This window comes from Alteromonas sp. MMG017, assembly GCF_018100795.1.
GTDB lineage: Bacteria > Pseudomonadota > Gammaproteobacteria > Enterobacterales > Alteromonadaceae > Alteromonas.
On the sequence record NZ_JAGJDY010000003.1, the window covers coordinates 213,897 to 228,246 of the forward strand.

General features: G+C 44.3%; 19 protein-coding genes. 12 read left to right on the forward strand and 7 right to left on the reverse strand.

Going from position 1 to position 14,350, the window contains the following annotated elements; translation table 11 throughout:
• The first annotated feature begins 168 nt into the window (after positions 1 to 168).
• Positions 169 to 1,239, forward strand: a complete 1,071-nt coding sequence (locus J8L84_RS05655; protein WP_041452585.1) for a trypsin-like peptidase domain-containing protein — start codon at positions 169 to 171, stop codon at positions 1,237 to 1,239.
• 149 nt (positions 1,240 to 1,388) lie between these two features.
• Here J8L84_RS05655 and murA read toward each other — a convergent pair whose 3' ends face one another.
• The 7 genes from murA to mlaF all read right to left on the reverse strand — a co-directional run bounded on the left by murA (position 1,389) and on the right by mlaF (position 6,093).
• On the reverse strand, positions 1,389 to 2,651 hold the full coding sequence (gene murA / locus J8L84_RS05660) for a UDP-N-acetylglucosamine 1-carboxyvinyltransferase (RefSeq protein ID WP_013785347.1): 1,263 nt from the start codon (positions 2,649 to 2,651) through the stop codon (positions 1,389 to 1,391).
• 14 nt (positions 2,652 to 2,665) lie between these two features.
• On the reverse strand, positions 2,666 to 2,923 hold the full coding sequence (locus tag J8L84_RS05665; protein WP_057793741.1) for a BolA family protein: 258 nt from the start codon (positions 2,921 to 2,923) through the stop codon (positions 2,666 to 2,668).
• Between the two features lie 44 nt (positions 2,924 to 2,967).
• Positions 2,968 to 3,276, reverse strand: coding sequence for an STAS domain-containing protein (locus tag J8L84_RS05670; protein ID WP_211069844.1), 309 nt, complete (start codon positions 3,274 to 3,276; stop codon positions 2,968 to 2,970).
• A complete protein-coding gene (locus J8L84_RS05675) occupies positions 3,273 to 3,938 on the reverse strand; it encodes an ABC transporter substrate-binding protein (protein WP_057793747.1) in 666 nt (221 codons plus the stop codon). Before J8L84_RS05675 ends, J8L84_RS05670 begins: the two co-directional genes overlap by 4 nt.
• Before the next feature lie 98 nt (positions 3,939 to 4,036).
• Positions 4,037 to 4,510, reverse strand: coding sequence for an outer membrane lipid asymmetry maintenance protein MlaD (mlaD, locus tag J8L84_RS05680; protein ID WP_013785351.1), 474 nt, complete (start codon positions 4,508 to 4,510; stop codon positions 4,037 to 4,039).
• Positions 4,511 to 4,519: 9 nt separating this feature from the next.
• The gene (mlaE, locus tag J8L84_RS05685) at positions 4,520 to 5,296 is read right to left on the reverse strand and encodes a lipid asymmetry maintenance ABC transporter permease subunit MlaE (protein WP_211069845.1); all 777 of its coding nucleotides are present in this window, start codon (positions 5,294 to 5,296) and stop codon (positions 4,520 to 4,522) included.
• Entirely contained in the window at positions 5,293 to 6,093 is an 801-nt protein-coding gene (gene mlaF, locus J8L84_RS05690) for a phospholipid ABC transporter ATP-binding protein MlaF (RefSeq protein WP_211070034.1), read from the reverse strand. The genes mlaE and mlaF overlap by 4 nt, the downstream gene beginning before the upstream one ends.
• A 434-nt stretch (positions 6,094 to 6,527) precedes the next feature.
• Here mlaF and J8L84_RS05695 point away from each other — a divergent pair, with 434 nt between their 5' ends.
• The 11 genes from J8L84_RS05695 (at position 6,528) to J8L84_RS05745 (ending at position 14,343) form a co-directional block, all read left to right on the forward strand.
• Positions 6,528 to 7,484 (forward strand): calcium/sodium antiporter, encoded by a 957-nt coding sequence (locus J8L84_RS05695; protein ID WP_211070035.1) that lies wholly within the window; start codon positions 6,528 to 6,530, stop codon positions 7,482 to 7,484.
• A complete protein-coding gene (locus J8L84_RS05700; RefSeq protein WP_211069846.1) occupies positions 7,484 to 8,458 on the forward strand; it encodes a KpsF/GutQ family sugar-phosphate isomerase in 975 nt (324 codons plus the stop codon). Before J8L84_RS05695 ends, J8L84_RS05700 begins: the two co-directional genes overlap by 1 nt.
• Entirely contained in the window at positions 8,458 to 9,024 is a 567-nt protein-coding gene (gene kdsC, locus J8L84_RS05705; protein ID WP_211069847.1) for a 3-deoxy-manno-octulosonate-8-phosphatase KdsC, read from the forward strand. The genes J8L84_RS05700 and kdsC overlap by 1 nt, the downstream gene beginning before the upstream one ends.
• Entirely contained in the window at positions 9,021 to 9,599 is a 579-nt protein-coding gene (lptC, locus tag J8L84_RS05710; protein WP_211069848.1) for an LPS export ABC transporter periplasmic protein LptC, read from the forward strand. The genes kdsC and lptC overlap by 4 nt, the downstream gene beginning before the upstream one ends.
• A complete protein-coding gene (gene lptA / locus J8L84_RS05715) occupies positions 9,568 to 10,131 on the forward strand; it encodes a lipopolysaccharide transport periplasmic protein LptA (RefSeq protein WP_211069849.1) in 564 nt (187 codons plus the stop codon). The genes lptC and lptA overlap by 32 nt, the downstream gene beginning before the upstream one ends.
• Positions 10,132 to 10,133: 2 nt before the next feature.
• The gene (gene lptB, locus J8L84_RS05720; protein ID WP_063456547.1) at positions 10,134 to 10,859 is read left to right on the forward strand and encodes an LPS export ABC transporter ATP-binding protein; all 726 of its coding nucleotides are present in this window, start codon (positions 10,134 to 10,136) and stop codon (positions 10,857 to 10,859) included.
• Between the two features lie 75 nt (positions 10,860 to 10,934).
• On the forward strand, positions 10,935 to 12,419 hold the full coding sequence (locus J8L84_RS05725) for an RNA polymerase factor sigma-54 (protein WP_013785360.1): 1,485 nt from the start codon (positions 10,935 to 10,937) through the stop codon (positions 12,417 to 12,419).
• Positions 12,420 to 12,448: 29 nt separating this feature from the next.
• The gene (gene hpf, locus J8L84_RS05730; protein WP_013785361.1) at positions 12,449 to 12,736 is read left to right on the forward strand and encodes a ribosome hibernation promoting factor; all 288 of its coding nucleotides are present in this window, start codon (positions 12,449 to 12,451) and stop codon (positions 12,734 to 12,736) included.
• Between the two features lie 8 nt (positions 12,737 to 12,744).
• A complete protein-coding gene (ptsN, locus tag J8L84_RS05735) occupies positions 12,745 to 13,188 on the forward strand; it encodes a PTS IIA-like nitrogen regulatory protein PtsN (protein WP_211069850.1) in 444 nt (147 codons plus the stop codon).
• 37 nt (positions 13,189 to 13,225) lie between these two features.
• Positions 13,226 to 14,071, forward strand: coding sequence for an RNase adapter RapZ (rapZ, locus tag J8L84_RS05740; RefSeq protein WP_041453031.1), 846 nt, complete (start codon positions 13,226 to 13,228; stop codon positions 14,069 to 14,071).
• Complete coding sequence (locus J8L84_RS05745; RefSeq protein WP_013785364.1) at positions 14,071 to 14,343, forward strand: HPr family phosphocarrier protein; 273 nt, start codon at positions 14,071 to 14,073, stop codon at positions 14,341 to 14,343. Before rapZ ends, J8L84_RS05745 begins: the two co-directional genes overlap by 1 nt.
• Positions 14,344 to 14,350: the final 7 nt, after the last annotated feature.

Genomic DNA, 14,350 nt, shown 5'->3' on the forward strand with positions numbered 1-14,350 from the left:
ATGCTTATGCCCAATCGGATTAAAGACGACAGATTGACGGATAAGGTGATATCCTTTACTTTTATTAAATAAAAATACCATCAACACTAAGCCTTATTTTGCCAACTAACTTGGCTCAAATTTGTGGGCTGACGTGCTTTGGCATTAAAAACAATGTAAGTGTGGCTTGTGACTGGCAGCTCAATAGTTAATTTCATTATAAAATCAATATTTCTTGGGACAATAGTAGCCTTGCTTCTGTTGTTTTTGTTGCCGGATCTACGTCAAGGTAGTGGCCTCACTCAAGGGCTTTTCACAGAACCCTCAGTAAGTGCTAGCCGTGAAAGCTATTTTGCCCCTTTAAGCCGCTCCGCTCCTGCTGTAGTGAATATTTATAGTGTTAGTATCGAGAACGACACCGGCTTGTTTCGCAACCAGCCTAGAGAGCGCGCCAGTTTAGGTTCAGGCGTAATCATGACCGAAAACGGCTATATTCTTACTTGCCACCACGTAGTAGAAAATGCTGATAGTATTTATGTGGCGGTACAAGACGGCAGAATTCTGGAAGCACAAATAGTGGGTAACGATCCACTTACTGATTTAGCCGTTTTGAAAGTAACTGCAGACAACCTACACATTATTCCCCAAGTTTCTGAGCCAGATATTCACGTAGGCGATGTGGTAATGGCTATCGGTAACCCTTTCGATTTAGGCCAAACGATTACGCAAGGAATTGTGAGCCGCGCTGGACGAAACGGGCTATCTAATTATGTTGATTTCATTCAAACTGATGCCGTGTTGAACCAAGGTAATTCGGGCGGCGCACTGGTAGACAGTAACGGTATACTACTGGGTATTACCAACGCGAATTTCCAAGTACGTGATTCTCGTAATCGTGTTCGAAATGTAGATGGTATTAACTTCGCAGTACCTTATGAACTCGCCAAGCGGGTGATGGATAAAATCATCAATAATGGCCGTGTTATTCGTGGTCAATTAGGATTTATTGGTGGTGAGTACCGCAACCGACCAGGTATTGAAGTTACGGCGGTAGCTAACGGAAGTGCTGCAGATGAAGCTGGCTTGCAACCAGGTGATATCATATTGGCCATTGACGGCATTCGTTTAGAAAGCGCGTCGAAAACCTTAGACATGATTGCAGAAACTGCACCTGGTACTACCTTAGAACTCGAAATTAGCCGTGGTGGTAACCCGCTTACTATTAATGCATTAGTTGCTGAGCTCAGAGCGCAAGAATAAAGCGCTTTCAGCACAGCCTATGCTGACAAATAAAAGCATTATCAAAAACACAAAAAAGGCGCCTTATGATAAACCATCATAGGCGCCTTTTTTATAAGCCGCGGATAAGCAATTAACTCACATTGCTCGTGGCCCTTTATTCTTAATTTTTACTCTTTAACACGCTCGATGTTGGCGCCAAGTGCACCTAACTTCTCTTCAATGGCTTCGTAACCGCGGTCTAGGTGATAGATACGGTTTACGTGAGTTTCACCATCGGCAATTAATCCAGCAATCACTAAGCTTGCAGACGCACGTAAATCGGTTGCCATTACAGGTGCACCTTTAAGCGCTGAGCTGCCTTTAGATACCGCAGAGTTGCCTTCAAGGGCAATTTCAGCACCCATGCGTTGTAGCTCTGGTACGTGCATAAAGCGGTTTTCAAAGATAGTTTCGGTAATCACACCTGTACCTTCCGCTACGCAGTTTAACGTAACGAATTGGGCTTGCATGTCAGTTGGAAATGCAGGGTGTGGCGCCGTTTTAACGCGAACCGCTTTAGGCTGCTTGCCTTGCATGTCTAGCTCAATCCAGTCTTCACCTAGGGTGATAACCGCTCCAGCTTGTTCAAGCTTATCGATAACCGCTTCTAATGTTTCAGGGGCTGCATGAGTACAACGAATTTTTCCGCCTGTTACCGCAGCAGCAACTAAGAAAGTACCGGTTTCAATACGATCGGGCAGTACACGATAATCGCAACCATTAAGGGTTTCTACCCCTTCAATAGTAATTTTATCAGTACCTGCGCCAGAGATAACCGCGCCCATTTGAATAAGGCAGTTAGCTAAATCAACAATTTCAGGCTCTCGCGCAGCGTTTTCTAGCACGGTAGTACCGTCTGCCAGCGCGGCTGCCATCATTAGGTTTTCGGTAGCACCAACACTCACCATGTCCATAAAGATGCGCGCCCCCTTTAGGCGACCGTCAACTTCAGCGCGAATGTACCCTTCGTCTACTTCAATTTTGGCGCCCATTTTTTCAAGGCCAGTTAAATGAAGATTTACAGGGCGTGCACCTATAGCGCAGCCACCAGGAAGTGATACGTTTGCTTTGCCTTGCTTCGCAAGCAAAGGACCTAGCACTAAAATTGAAGCACGCATGGTACGTACTAGTTCGTATGAAGCTGTGATGCTTTGCAGCGTACTTGAGTCTAATACAACATCGTTTGCAGCAGGTTGTGCTACTTCAACGCCTAGCTCTCGTAACAGTGCTACTGTGGTATTAATATCACGCAGTCGAGGCACGTTGGTATAACGACATGGCTGGTCGCTAAGTAAACTGGTCATTAATAATGGTAACGCAGCATTCTTAGCACCGGAAATACGCACGGTTCCCTGCAGTGCAGGGCCTTTCTTTATAACAAGTTTATCCACGAAAAAAGACCCGCTTACTGAGGAATGTGAAACTGGCGCTCACGCTCCCAGTCTTTTACTGAAAAGGTTTTGATTGTAATGGCATGCATAGACCCATCGGCAATCTTATCTGATAAGGGTGCATAAACGGCCTGTTGGCGTTTTACGCGGCTCATTTCATTAAAAATATCGCCTACCGCGATAATGTTGAAATGAGATCCTTCGCCTCGTACATGAACTTCTTGAAGTTCTAAGGCGTCGGTGAGAATTTTTTCAATTTCGGACAATTCCATAACTTACTTCTTTACCTGCTTGTTCTTTACCTAGCTAATTAAGATCATTCTACTGGTAAAAAGCCATCAACGTCGCTTATTTTAGCCAGTTTACGTAATTTTTCTGGGGGTTCACGCAAGCTAACATTAATCCCCTCACACTTTCCATCTCTAATTGCGTTTAATATCCAAGCTAATCCAGCGCTGTCTACTCGCTCAACATCGCCTAAGTCTATACAACACGTACCTGCTTTAGCCAATATAGCGCTTTGCGAAGAGGTTAAACTTTCCCAAAAGTTTTTAGACAGCGTGTCACGGTCTAAATGACCATGCACACTGACTTGGGCGTTATCGTTAACCTGGAAAAGGCTCACGCAGTCTCTCCGTCAAAATCGATAGGCTCATCTTGGTTTAGCTCAACAGGCTTACCAATTTTTTCTCTCATTAGCGCAATCACGGCATCTATTCCATCTTGGCGAAGGATAGATTCAAACTCGCTACGCTTACTATTTAGCATGCTGATACCTTCAGCAACCATGTCGTACGCTTTCCACTCATTGGTTTTAGAGTCTTTACGTACTTTAAATGCAATTTTAATCTCAGGACGCTTAGGGTCTTGAACTACGGCACGAACCGTCACTGATTTTTTATCACTGAACGATGACTCAGGTTCAAACTGAACCGTTTGGTTATCGTAGTAGCCCATCGCAACCGCGTAAGACGTTATAAGGTATTGTCTGAATACGGTAATGTATTCACCCATTTTTTCTTGCGGAACTGATTTAAAGTGTTTGCCCAATACCATGAAAGCAGCAAATTTATAGTCGATATGAGGTACTAGCTCTTCTTCCATAATGGTGCGCAACATTTCAGGATCAGCTTTAACCGCTTCTTGATTCGCTTTAATTCTATCGAAGGTTTTAGAAGCAACGCCTTTAACCAACTCATACGGGTTTTGCTCGTTGATTTCTTGAGCTTGTGCCATTCCCACTAAAGAGAACATCCACACACCCATTACCATCATTAACTTTTTCAATGTTTATCTCCTGAAACTAAATGCTTACTACAACAGACCTGAAAAGTCCCTTTTTGGTTTCATCAGGTCTTTATTAATTCTAATTAACCTTTGAGCTCTTACTCTTCGTCACTTCCGCGACTAAATAAGAATTGCCCTATCAAATCTTCTAATACCAACGCCGATTTTGTGTCTTGTAAGTAATCGCCGTCTTTAAGGTTTGCTACCCCGTCAAACGAAAACCCTGGCTGGAAGCCAACGTATTGCTCACCTAGTAGGCCAGAGGTCAGTATGGAAACTGAGCTAGTTTCTGGAAAACCGTCGTAACTTTTCAAAATTGATAACTCTACTACGGGCGTGAAGTCTTCTTGATCAAGTGTAATAGAAGAAACACGACCAACGTTCACACCCCCCACCTTTACAGATGAGCGTGCTTTTAAGCCACCAATGTTGTCGAATTTAGCGTATAGGGTGTAGGTATCACCATCGCCACCTACCGATTGATTAGCCACTTTAAGTGCCAGTAACATTACCGCACCAATGGTTAATACAACGAACATGCCAACCAATACTTCAGATTTATATTTATTCATGACTCAACCCTACTCAATGCCAAACATAAGGGCGGTAAGCACGAAGTCCAGCCCTAATACTGCTAATGAAGAATACACTACAGTTTCTGTAGTAGCTTTGCTGATCCCTTCCGACGTAGGAATAGAATCGTAACCCTTAAATATGGCTATCCAAGTGACAACCAAGGCAAAAACAAGGCTTTTAATGATGCCGTTTACCACATCTTCGCCCCATTCCACCGTAGACTGCATAATTGACCAATAACTGCCAACATCTACACCTAACCAATCAACGCCCACTAGGTGACCGCCTAAAATACCTACCGCACTGAATATCAGCGCGAGCATTGGCATAGAAATCATGCCCGCCCAAAAGCGAGGTGCGACAATACGTCTTAGCGGGTCAACCGCCATCATTTCTAAACTACTAATTTGCTCAGTGGCCTTCATTAGGCCAATTTCAGCGGTGAGTGCAGAACCGGCTCTACCTGCAAATAACAGCGCGGTAACGACGGGTCCAAGCTCACGAAGCAGTGATAACGCCACCATAGGGCCTAAGCTACCTTCAGCGCCGTAATCAACTAAAATAGTATAGCCTTGCAGCGCCATCACCATGCCGATAAACAATCCTGACACGATAATAATTAACAAAGACTGAACGCCCACCACATGAACCTGCTTAATGGTAAGCGGAATATTTTTTAATCTAGGAACGGCAAACAGCGCTCCCATTAACATGTACGTAGCGCGGCCAATGGCGGTTAACTTGCCAATGGTCTTAGCACCTATTGATTGGAAGAACTTCATTTATCCCCTCCGAAAAAGGTATTTTCTATATCCGGAGCAGGGTAATGAAATGGCACAGGCCCATCAGCTTTACCTTTTAGGAACTGCTGAACTAACTCTGAGTCGCTTTCTCTAATTTGCTGCGCGGTTCCTTCACCAATCACCCGTTTGTCAGCCAGAATATAAATATAATCGGCAATAGTGAGCACTTCGGTTACATCGTGGGTTACCACAACGCTTGTTAAATTTAGCGCGTCGTTAAGCCCTCTGATTAATTTAACCAGTACGCCCATGGAAATAGGGTCTTGGCCAGCAAAAGGTTCATCGTACATGATAAGGTCAGGGTCTAACGCAATAGCTCTAGCTAATGCTGCTCGACGTGCCATACCACCAGAAAGTTCGCTTGGCATGAGTTGCGCTGCGCCTCTTAGCCCAACAGCCTGTAGCTTTAATGCGACAGTTGTAGCGATAAGATCTTCCGATAACTTGGTATGTTCACGCAGTGGAAACGCCACATTGTCAAAAACCGTCATGTCAGTGAACAAAGCACCGCTTTGAAAAAGCATGCTCATTCGACGACGTGCTTGATAAAGCTCTTTACGGCTCATGGCGACAATAGAATCACCATCAAACTGTATATCACCTTCATCTGGAGTTAATTGCCCGCCTATAAGGCGCAGTAAGGTGGTCTTCCCTATACCACTGGGGCCCATAACGGCCGTAATTTTGCCTTTCGGAATACTCAGCGTAATACCGTCGTAAATAACACGGTCTGCGCGTCGAAAGGTTAGGTTGTCTATCTCGACTAAATGGTCCATAGCGATTTTATTTATCGACCCTTGAATAATTAGTGATACCAGCAAAGCAAGTAATGACACACATCACTCACTTCCTATAGATGTAAGGTTTAAGCTACTTAAGTCGCCTTTAACGTTATTAGTTTTGTATAACTGCTTTAGATAACAGCTAAGGCAAAGGCAAGTTCTATGCCTTTGAGTACGTTAAATCGATAAAGTTTACTGAGCAGTGTAATTTAGTGTCATTGTACGCTTTTTCAAGCGCGGCACAAAAGCAAAACGTTACAAGTTATGTTCGATTTATTCGAATTTAGAAAATTCGAATAATTTTCAATCAGTAAGCTCGTTCTAAGGGGCACTTAATACCACCTTTGCTAAAATAAGCGATAGTTCCCATAGGCAAATGGCATTGTTTTTGCGACAATCTTGTGAAATTCCTAACTATGCTGGTTGTTGTGCTTTTAAACGTAGTCATTTTTTTAGTTGGACTGATTGTACTTAGCTGGAGTGCAGACCGTTTTGTTTACGGTGCATCAGCGTTTGCCAAGAATATTGGTATGGCGCCCATGATGATAGGCTTAACCATTGTCGCAATGGGTTCGTCTGCGCCTGAAATTGTGGTGTCAGCCGCAGCATCTATTAACGGTAATATGAATACCGCCGTAGGTAATGCATTAGGCTCAAACATTACCAACATTGCCCTTGTGCTTGGTATTACTGCGCTAGTTAAACCGCTTCTTGTTGCCTCCTCTACGTTAAAGCGTGAACTCCCTGCCCTGCTTGTTATTACCGTCATAGCGGTTGCTTTTCTTTTCGATGGCGAACTTACTCACCTGGAAGGCATCATTCTTATCAGCCTCTTCGTCATTGTTTTGGGCTTAATGGGCTGGTTATCTATGAAAGTGGATAAAGAAGACCCGTTAGTGAGCGAGACAACCGATGAAATTCCTAACGATGTGCCCACCTCTTCCGCTATTTTCTGGATTGTTGTTGGCTTAATATTGCTACCGTTGAGTGCACACTTCTTGGTAGGTTCAGCAGTAGAAATAGCTCAGTATTTAGGTATGTCGGATTTAGTTATCGGTTTGACCATTATTGCTCTAGGTACCAGCCTGCCCGAATTGGCTGCCAGTATTGCTGGTGTGCTTAAAGGGGAAGATGACTTAGCGTTAGGAAATATTATTGGCTCTAATATTTTCAATTTACTTGCCGTACTTGGTATGCCGGGCTTAATCGCCCCAGGCGCGTTAGACCCTGACGTTTATAACCGCGATATGTTCGTTGTGCTCGGGCTAACCTTGTTACTGTTCTTATTTAGTTTCACCTTGATGGGTAATCGTCGAATAAGTCGAAGAAATGGCGGCTTATTGATTGCTTGCTTTATTGGTTATCAATTTTGGCTTTTTGCGTAATGTCACAAGAAAATAGCTTCATCACTTCAGCCAAGCGCGTCATAGAGATAGAAGCGCAGGCAATATCAGCGCTTTCATCTCGCATGAACGATGACTTTGTTACTGCGTGCACCTTACTGCAAAATTGCGCGGGCAAAGTGGTGGTATGCGGCATGGGTAAATCAGGGCATATCGGGCATAAGATTGCAGCAACACTTGCCAGTACCGGAACCCCGTCGTTTTTCATGCACCCAGGCGAAGCTAACCATGGCGACTTAGGCATGTTAAGCAAAGGTGATGTGCTACTCGCTATTTCTAATTCTGGTGAAACCGCAGAGCTTGTTAATTTATTACCCATTGTAAAGCGCTTAAACGTGCCGGTTATTGCAATGACTAACAGCGTAACCAGTTCGTTAGGCCAGCACGCAGACGTGGTATTGAATATCAGTGTAGAAAAAGAGGCGTGCTCGTTAGGCTTAGCACCTACCTCTAGCACTACCGCGACGCTGGTAATGGGTGATGCCCTTGCCGTCGCGCTACTTGATCGCAAAGGTTTTACCTCTGACGATTTTGCGCTTTCCCACCCTGGTGGCAGTTTAGGCAGAAAACTACTGCTTAAAGTAAGTGATATTATGCTGACAGGCGGCGAATTACCCTTGGTAGACGAAAACGCCCTCGTTGCAGAAGCGCTATTGGAAATTTCCAATAAGGGCTTGGGTATGACTGGGGTTATCGATAACCAAGGCTTATTGATTGGAATTTTCACCGATGGTGACTTACGCCGTATTTTAGATGCTCGCATAGACTTGCATACTGCAACGGTTACACAAGTGATGACCAAAGGCGGTAAAACAACCATGCCAGAGCAACTCGCCGTAGAAGCGCTAAACTTAATGGAAACCCATAAGATAAGCGCGCTTATGGTAACGGATGAAACCCGCAAGCCTGTGGGCGCGTTCAACATGCACATGCTACTTAAAGCGGGAGTTTTATAATGAGCGACACCCAAACAACCGTAAATACACTTTATACCGCTATGCCTGAGGCTTTGTATTCCTCGTTAAAGCATGTTCGATTATTAGTGTGTGATGTAGATGGTGTGTTTTCAGATGGCCGTATTTACCTTGGTAACGCGGGCGAAGAATTAAAAGCATTTCATACCCGAGATGGCTACGGCGTAAAAGCGCTCGTAAATTCTGGGGTAGCAGTAGCAGTCATTACGGGCAGGCGCTCTGCCATTGTCGAAAATAGAATGAAAGCGCTGAATGTTGCACACATCGTGCAAGGTGAAGAAAATAAATCTGACGCACTTGCCGAACTTATGACTCGCTTATCACTTAAGCCCGAGCATGTGGCGGTGGTAGGTGACGATATGCCAGATACCGGCATGTACCCTCACGCTAGTGTAAAAATTGCGGTAAAAGACGCCCATCCTGCGGTTGCCCAACAAGCGAACTGGATCACCACGTTACCAGGTGGCTTCGGTGCGGTACGTGAAATATGTGACACTCTACTTCAAGCAAACGACAAGCTGCACGGTATTCAAGGTGCTAGCGTATGAAGGTATTAGGGTTTGACCGATTAGGCTTAAGTATTTCGGTGTTATTTATATTGGCATCCGCCATGTATATTCCGATTTGGATGGAAGAAGATCCTACCCAGCAGACTAATCAGGGGTTAGATGCATTAAAGCCCGCTTACAAAGCCAAAAACTTAACGACCACCTTGTATAATCAAGAAGGCCAGTTAAATCACAAAGTATTTGCGGCGTCGATGGAACATTACGACCAATTGGGCTTTGTTTTATTCCAAAAGCCCAGATATACATTGTATACCGACGATGCACAGTCTCCGTGGGAAGTGACCGCGACAGAAGGTACTTTGTACAATAACGAATTGATACAGCTAGAAAATAATGTCGTTATTGAAAACCAAAGTGTCGATGACTTTGTAAGAACAATACGCACAGCGTTTATAGAGATAAACCTGTACACTAAGCAAATGACATCTGATCAGCCCGTGGAAATACGTGGCTTACAATATGTGATTAACAGCAATGGGTTTAACGCCAATTTGCGTACCCAGGAATACGAGTTAATAGACCATGTACAAACCATTTATTCGCCTAGCCTCTAAAGCATTAGCGACCAGCCTAGCTGTTAGCCTATTCGCTACTGTGGCTATAGCGGCTGAAAGCGACTTTAACAAACCCATTAAAGTCGACTCGAAATCGCAATTTGTTGACGGCAAAAACAAAACGTCATTGTTTAAAGATGATGTACGAATTACCCAAGGTTCTTTGGTAATAAATGCCGATGAAGTTGAAGTTATTGCCAGCGAAGGTGATGGACGAGAGATATTCGTTGCTCGCGGCAAACCAGCTAGCTACTCGCAAGAACTTGAAGACGGTGCCACCGTCACAGCGAAAGCCAATGAAATTCGCTATGAAGTGGTAAACCGAACTATTTCTTTACAAGGTAGTGCCGAGCTACAGCAAGACACCAGTAAAGTACAAGGCGACAAGATTACCTTCGACATGGTCACAGAACAATTGCTTGCAACAGGCGGCGAAGATGGTGAAGGTGGCAGAGTAACTACCGTATTTACGCCTGAGGCAATACGTAAAGCGTCATCGAATAACGAAGGCGATAAGGCGGACGACAACTAATCATGGCAACGTTGAGCGCACAGAGCCTTGCAAAGGCGTATAAAGCACGTCAAGTGGTTCGCGATGTAAGCTTATCAGTATCGACTGGGCAAATCGTTGGATTACTCGGCCCAAATGGTGCCGGTAAAACCACTACCTTCTACATGATTGTTGGCCTAGTACCCCTTGATAAGGGCAAAATCAGCATTGATGACAGCGAATTAACCCACGAACCCATGCACGAACGAGCACGTCGCGGAATTGGATATTTGCCGCAAGAAGCCTCGATTTTTAGAAAATTGACGGTGTTTGAAAACATCATGGCTATCTTACAAACCCGTAAAGGGTTAAGTTCAGCAGAACAAGAACAAGAAGCCGATGCGCTACTTGATGAATTTAATATCAACCATATACGTAATAGTACGGGTATGAGTTTATCCGGTGGTGAACGTCGCCGAGTAGAAATCGCGCGAGCATTAGCAGCCAATCCGCAATTTATTTTGCTAGATGAGCCATTTGCAGGTGTTGATCCTATATCGGTTAATGATATAAAGAAGATCATTCAACATCTTCGTGACAGAGGAATTGGAATCCTTATCACCGATCACAACGTAAGAGAAACACTGGATGTGTGTGAGAAAGCGTATATTGTGAGCCAAGGCGAACTCATCGCGCAAGGGACGGCAGAACAAGTTTTAAGTAATCAGAAAGTAAGGGATGTATACCTAGGAGAACAATTCAGGCTATAGTTACTGTAACCGAATTGTCACTTTCAGTTTTAAACACGGGTATATTCACAACAAGAGTTTAAAAATAAGACGTAGATGAAACCATCTTTACAGCTAAAGTTCAGTCAACAACTTACCATGACACCGCAGTTGCAGCAGGCAATCAAGCTGCTGCAGTTGTCTACGCTCGACCTGCAGCAAGAGATTCAGGAAGCACTAGACTCAAACCCACTTTTAGAAGTTGAAGAAGGCGGCGATGACCACCCTGTTGAGAAAAACAACATGGATGGAGACGACCCTTCTGTAGAAGCGGCTCCAACTGCATCTAGCGATTCGTTAGAAGCTGGAGATGCGCTTGAAAAGAATGACCTTCCCGACGAGTTGCCAATTGACAGCACATGGGATGAGTATTACTCGGCCTCATCTGCACCCGCTCCAGGTCCATCTAATAATGATGACGACCAACTGTTTCAGGGTGAAACTACCGACAATATTCAAGACCATTTGCTTTGGCAGATGCGTTTAACGCCATTTTCGGATACCGACCGCGCAATTGCTACCGCCATTATCGACTCAATTGATGAATCTGGTTACCTCAACGTACCCATTGAACAGATTTTAGAGTCAGTGAATTCCGACGATGTTGAAGAATTGGTGGAAATGGACGAAGTTGAATGTGTACTAAAACGTATTCAAATGTTCGACCCTATCGGTTCAGGTTCACGTACTCCGCAAGAATGTTTGCTTGTGCAGCTTCGCCAGTTCTCAGACGATACGCCATGGCTTACTGAAGCAAGACAGCTTATCAACGAGTATTCAGACCTACTTAGCAGCAAAGACTACCGTACGTTAATGCGCAAAAGCCGTTTGAAAGAAGATCAACTTCGCGAAGCCATGCGCTTATTGCAAACGTTGAATCCTCGTCCAGGTAGTGCATTAATTACCAAAGAGCCGGAATATGTTATTCCTGATGTTTCGGTAAACAAAAAGAATGGCCGTTGGGTGGTAGAACTTAACCCTGATAGCCTGCCTAAATTAAGCGTAAATCAGCAATATGCTGCCATGAGCAGACGCTCTAAAAACAGCAGCGATTCGCAATTTATTCGCTCGCATATGCAAGAAGCCAAATGGTTTATAAAAAGCCTTGAGTCAAGAAACGACACCTTGATGAAAGTCGCAAACTGTATTGTGCAGCAACAAATGGGCTTTTTCGAGCACGGCCCAGAAATGATGAAACCAATGGTGCTTAATGATGTCGCAGAAATGGTAGATATGCATGAATCCACCATTTCACGTGTCACCACGCAAAAGTATATGCATACTCCACGTGGCATTTTCGAATTGAAGTATTTCTTTTCTAGTCACGTGGCAACGGAATCTGGTGGTGAGTGTTCATCTACCGCTATTCGCGCACTAATCAAAAAGCTTGTGGCAGCGGAAACGCCCAGCAAGCCATTAAGCGATAGCAAGATTGCTCAATTGTTGGCCGAACAAGGCATTAAAGTTGCCCGGCGAACAATAGCAAAATACCGGGAATCGTTATCGATTCCGCCGTCAAACCAACGCAAAAGCCTTATCTAAAGGCCTTGATAATTTAAGGAAGACGAAATATGCAAATCAACCTTACCGGTCATCATGTCGAAATTACTGACTCTTTGCGTAGCTATGTCGATACTAAGTTCAGCAAACTAGAGCGTCACTTTGATCACATATCTAATGTGCATGTCATCCTGAACGTCGAAAAACTCAATCAAAAAGCCGAAGCCACCATGCACCTTAGCGGCGCAGAAGTGTTTGCTTCATCTCATAATACAGACATGTATGCGGCGATAGATAGCATGATCGACAAGCTCGACAGGCAAGTTATCAAGCATAAGGAAAAGCTGAAAAAGCACTAAATATTAGTATGGAAATTCAAGCCATAGTAAGTTTGGACCGCACCGAGTGTGCGGTTCAATGTAATAGTAAAAAACGTATTCTAGAGATTATTAGCGACATTGCCGCTAAAAATAATCCCGACATCGATCAGGCCACAGTGTTAGCTAGCCTACTTGCCCGTGAACGCATGGGAAGTACGGGTATTGGCAATGGCATTGCATTGCCTCACGGTCGATTACCGGGTTTAGAACATGTTATCGCCATTATTGTAACCAGTAACCCTGCCATCGATTTTGATGCGCTTGACGATCAACCCGTAGATATATTCTTTGCCTTGTTAGTGCCTGAAGAGAAAACAGAGGGTCACTTACAAACACTTGCTACCGTTGCCGGTAAACTAAGTGATAAAGAAACGGTGAAAGCCATTAGGCGGGCCTCCACCAGTGACGACATTATTACGGCTTTAAGCTAATAAAGCACAGCACCATATTTTAAAGGGAGAAATGCAGGTGAAACTGATTATTATCAGTGGTCGATCCGGTTCAGGAAAATCAGTTGCGCTACGTGCCCTTGAAGACTTAGGCTACTATTGCGTAGATAATATTCCGGTTAACCTTCTCCCTACCCTTACCCATACTGTGGTTGATGAATATGACCAAGTCGCGGTAAGTATCGACGTAAGAAACCTGCCCAAAAATCCAGCCGACTTGGTAGAGATCTTAGATTACCTACCCTCGTCTTGGTCTATGACCATTGTGTACATCGACGCCAGCGACGATGTGCTGGTTAAGCGCTTTAGCGAAACACGCCGACTTCACCCGTTAGCCAAGCTCAACAAGTCCTTATCTGAATCGATAAAAGCCGAATCAGATTTACTTGCGCCTATTGTTGAGCGCGCCGATTTGTATATTGATACAGATAAGCTCACCATCCATCAACTCGCAGAGCTTATCCGCGAGCGAATTCTAGGTAAGAAAAGTTCTCGCTTGGTATTGGTGTTTGAATCGTTTGGCTTCAAGCACGGCATACCTAAAGATGCCGACTATGTATTTGACGCCCGCTTTCTACCTAACCCCCATTGGGAACCAGATTTAAAGCACTTAACTGGCTTAGACGCGCCTGTGGAAGTGTTTTTGGGCTCTCAGCCTGTTGTGACAAAATTTATTTGGCAAATTCAGAACTTAATAACCACATGGCTGCCACATTTGGAACGCAATAACCGTAGTTATGTCACCATTGCGATTGGGTGTACTGGCGGTCAGCACCGCTCAGTATTTATTGCTCAATCGTTAGCGAAAACCTTTGGCGAAATGCACCCTGATGTACAAATTCGCCACCGCGAGTTAAACCAGTAATGACCATTGAAAAAACACTGACTATCGTCAATAAACTGGGCTTACATGCCCGTGCTGCTACCCAGTTGGTTCAATTAGCCAATCAATTTGACGCTAAAATCGTGCTGGTTAAAGGCGATAAGAAAGCCGATGCAAACAGTGTGTTGGGCTTAATGATGCTAGAAAGCCACCAAGGTGAACAGGTGAACGTTGTGGTTGAAGGTAATGATGCTGAAGCAGCATTAAACGCCATTGAAACCTTAATTGAAGGCCGTTTTAACGAAGACGAGTAATACTGCG

Excerpts from the sequence above, each read along its gene's own strand:
- J8L84_RS05665 (WP_057793741.1), bottom strand. The coding sequence starts at position 2,923 with ATGGAATTGTCCGAAATTGAAAAAATTCTCACCGACGCCTTAGAACTT.
- mlaD (WP_013785351.1), bottom strand. The coding sequence starts at position 4,510 with ATGAATAAATATAAATCTGAAGTATTGGTTGGCATGTTCGTTGTATTA.
- mlaE (WP_211069845.1), bottom strand. The coding sequence starts at position 5,296 with ATGAAGTTCTTCCAATCAATAGGTGCTAAGACCATTGGCAAGTTAACC.
- mlaF (WP_211070034.1), bottom strand. The coding sequence starts at position 6,093 with ATGGACCATTTAGTCGAGATAGACAACCTAACCTTTCGACGCGCAGAC.
- J8L84_RS05700 (WP_211069846.1), top strand. The coding sequence starts at position 7,484 with ATGTCACAAGAAAATAGCTTCATCACTTCAGCCAAGCGCGTCATAGAG.
- kdsC (WP_211069847.1), top strand. The coding sequence starts at position 8,458 with ATGAGCGACACCCAAACAACCGTAAATACACTTTATACCGCTATGCCT.
- lptC (WP_211069848.1), top strand. The coding sequence starts at position 9,021 with ATGAAGGTATTAGGGTTTGACCGATTAGGCTTAAGTATTTCGGTGTTA.
- lptA (WP_211069849.1), top strand. The coding sequence starts at position 9,568 with ATGTACAAACCATTTATTCGCCTAGCCTCTAAAGCATTAGCGACCAGC.
- lptB (WP_063456547.1), top strand. The coding sequence starts at position 10,134 with ATGGCAACGTTGAGCGCACAGAGCCTTGCAAAGGCGTATAAAGCACGT.
- J8L84_RS05725 (WP_013785360.1), top strand. The coding sequence starts at position 10,935 with ATGAAACCATCTTTACAGCTAAAGTTCAGTCAACAACTTACCATGACA.
- hpf (WP_013785361.1), top strand. The coding sequence starts at position 12,449 with ATGCAAATCAACCTTACCGGTCATCATGTCGAAATTACTGACTCTTTG.
- ptsN (WP_211069850.1), top strand. The coding sequence starts at position 12,745 with ATGGAAATTCAAGCCATAGTAAGTTTGGACCGCACCGAGTGTGCGGTT.
- J8L84_RS05745 (WP_013785364.1), top strand. The coding sequence starts at position 14,071 with ATGACCATTGAAAAAACACTGACTATCGTCAATAAACTGGGCTTACAT.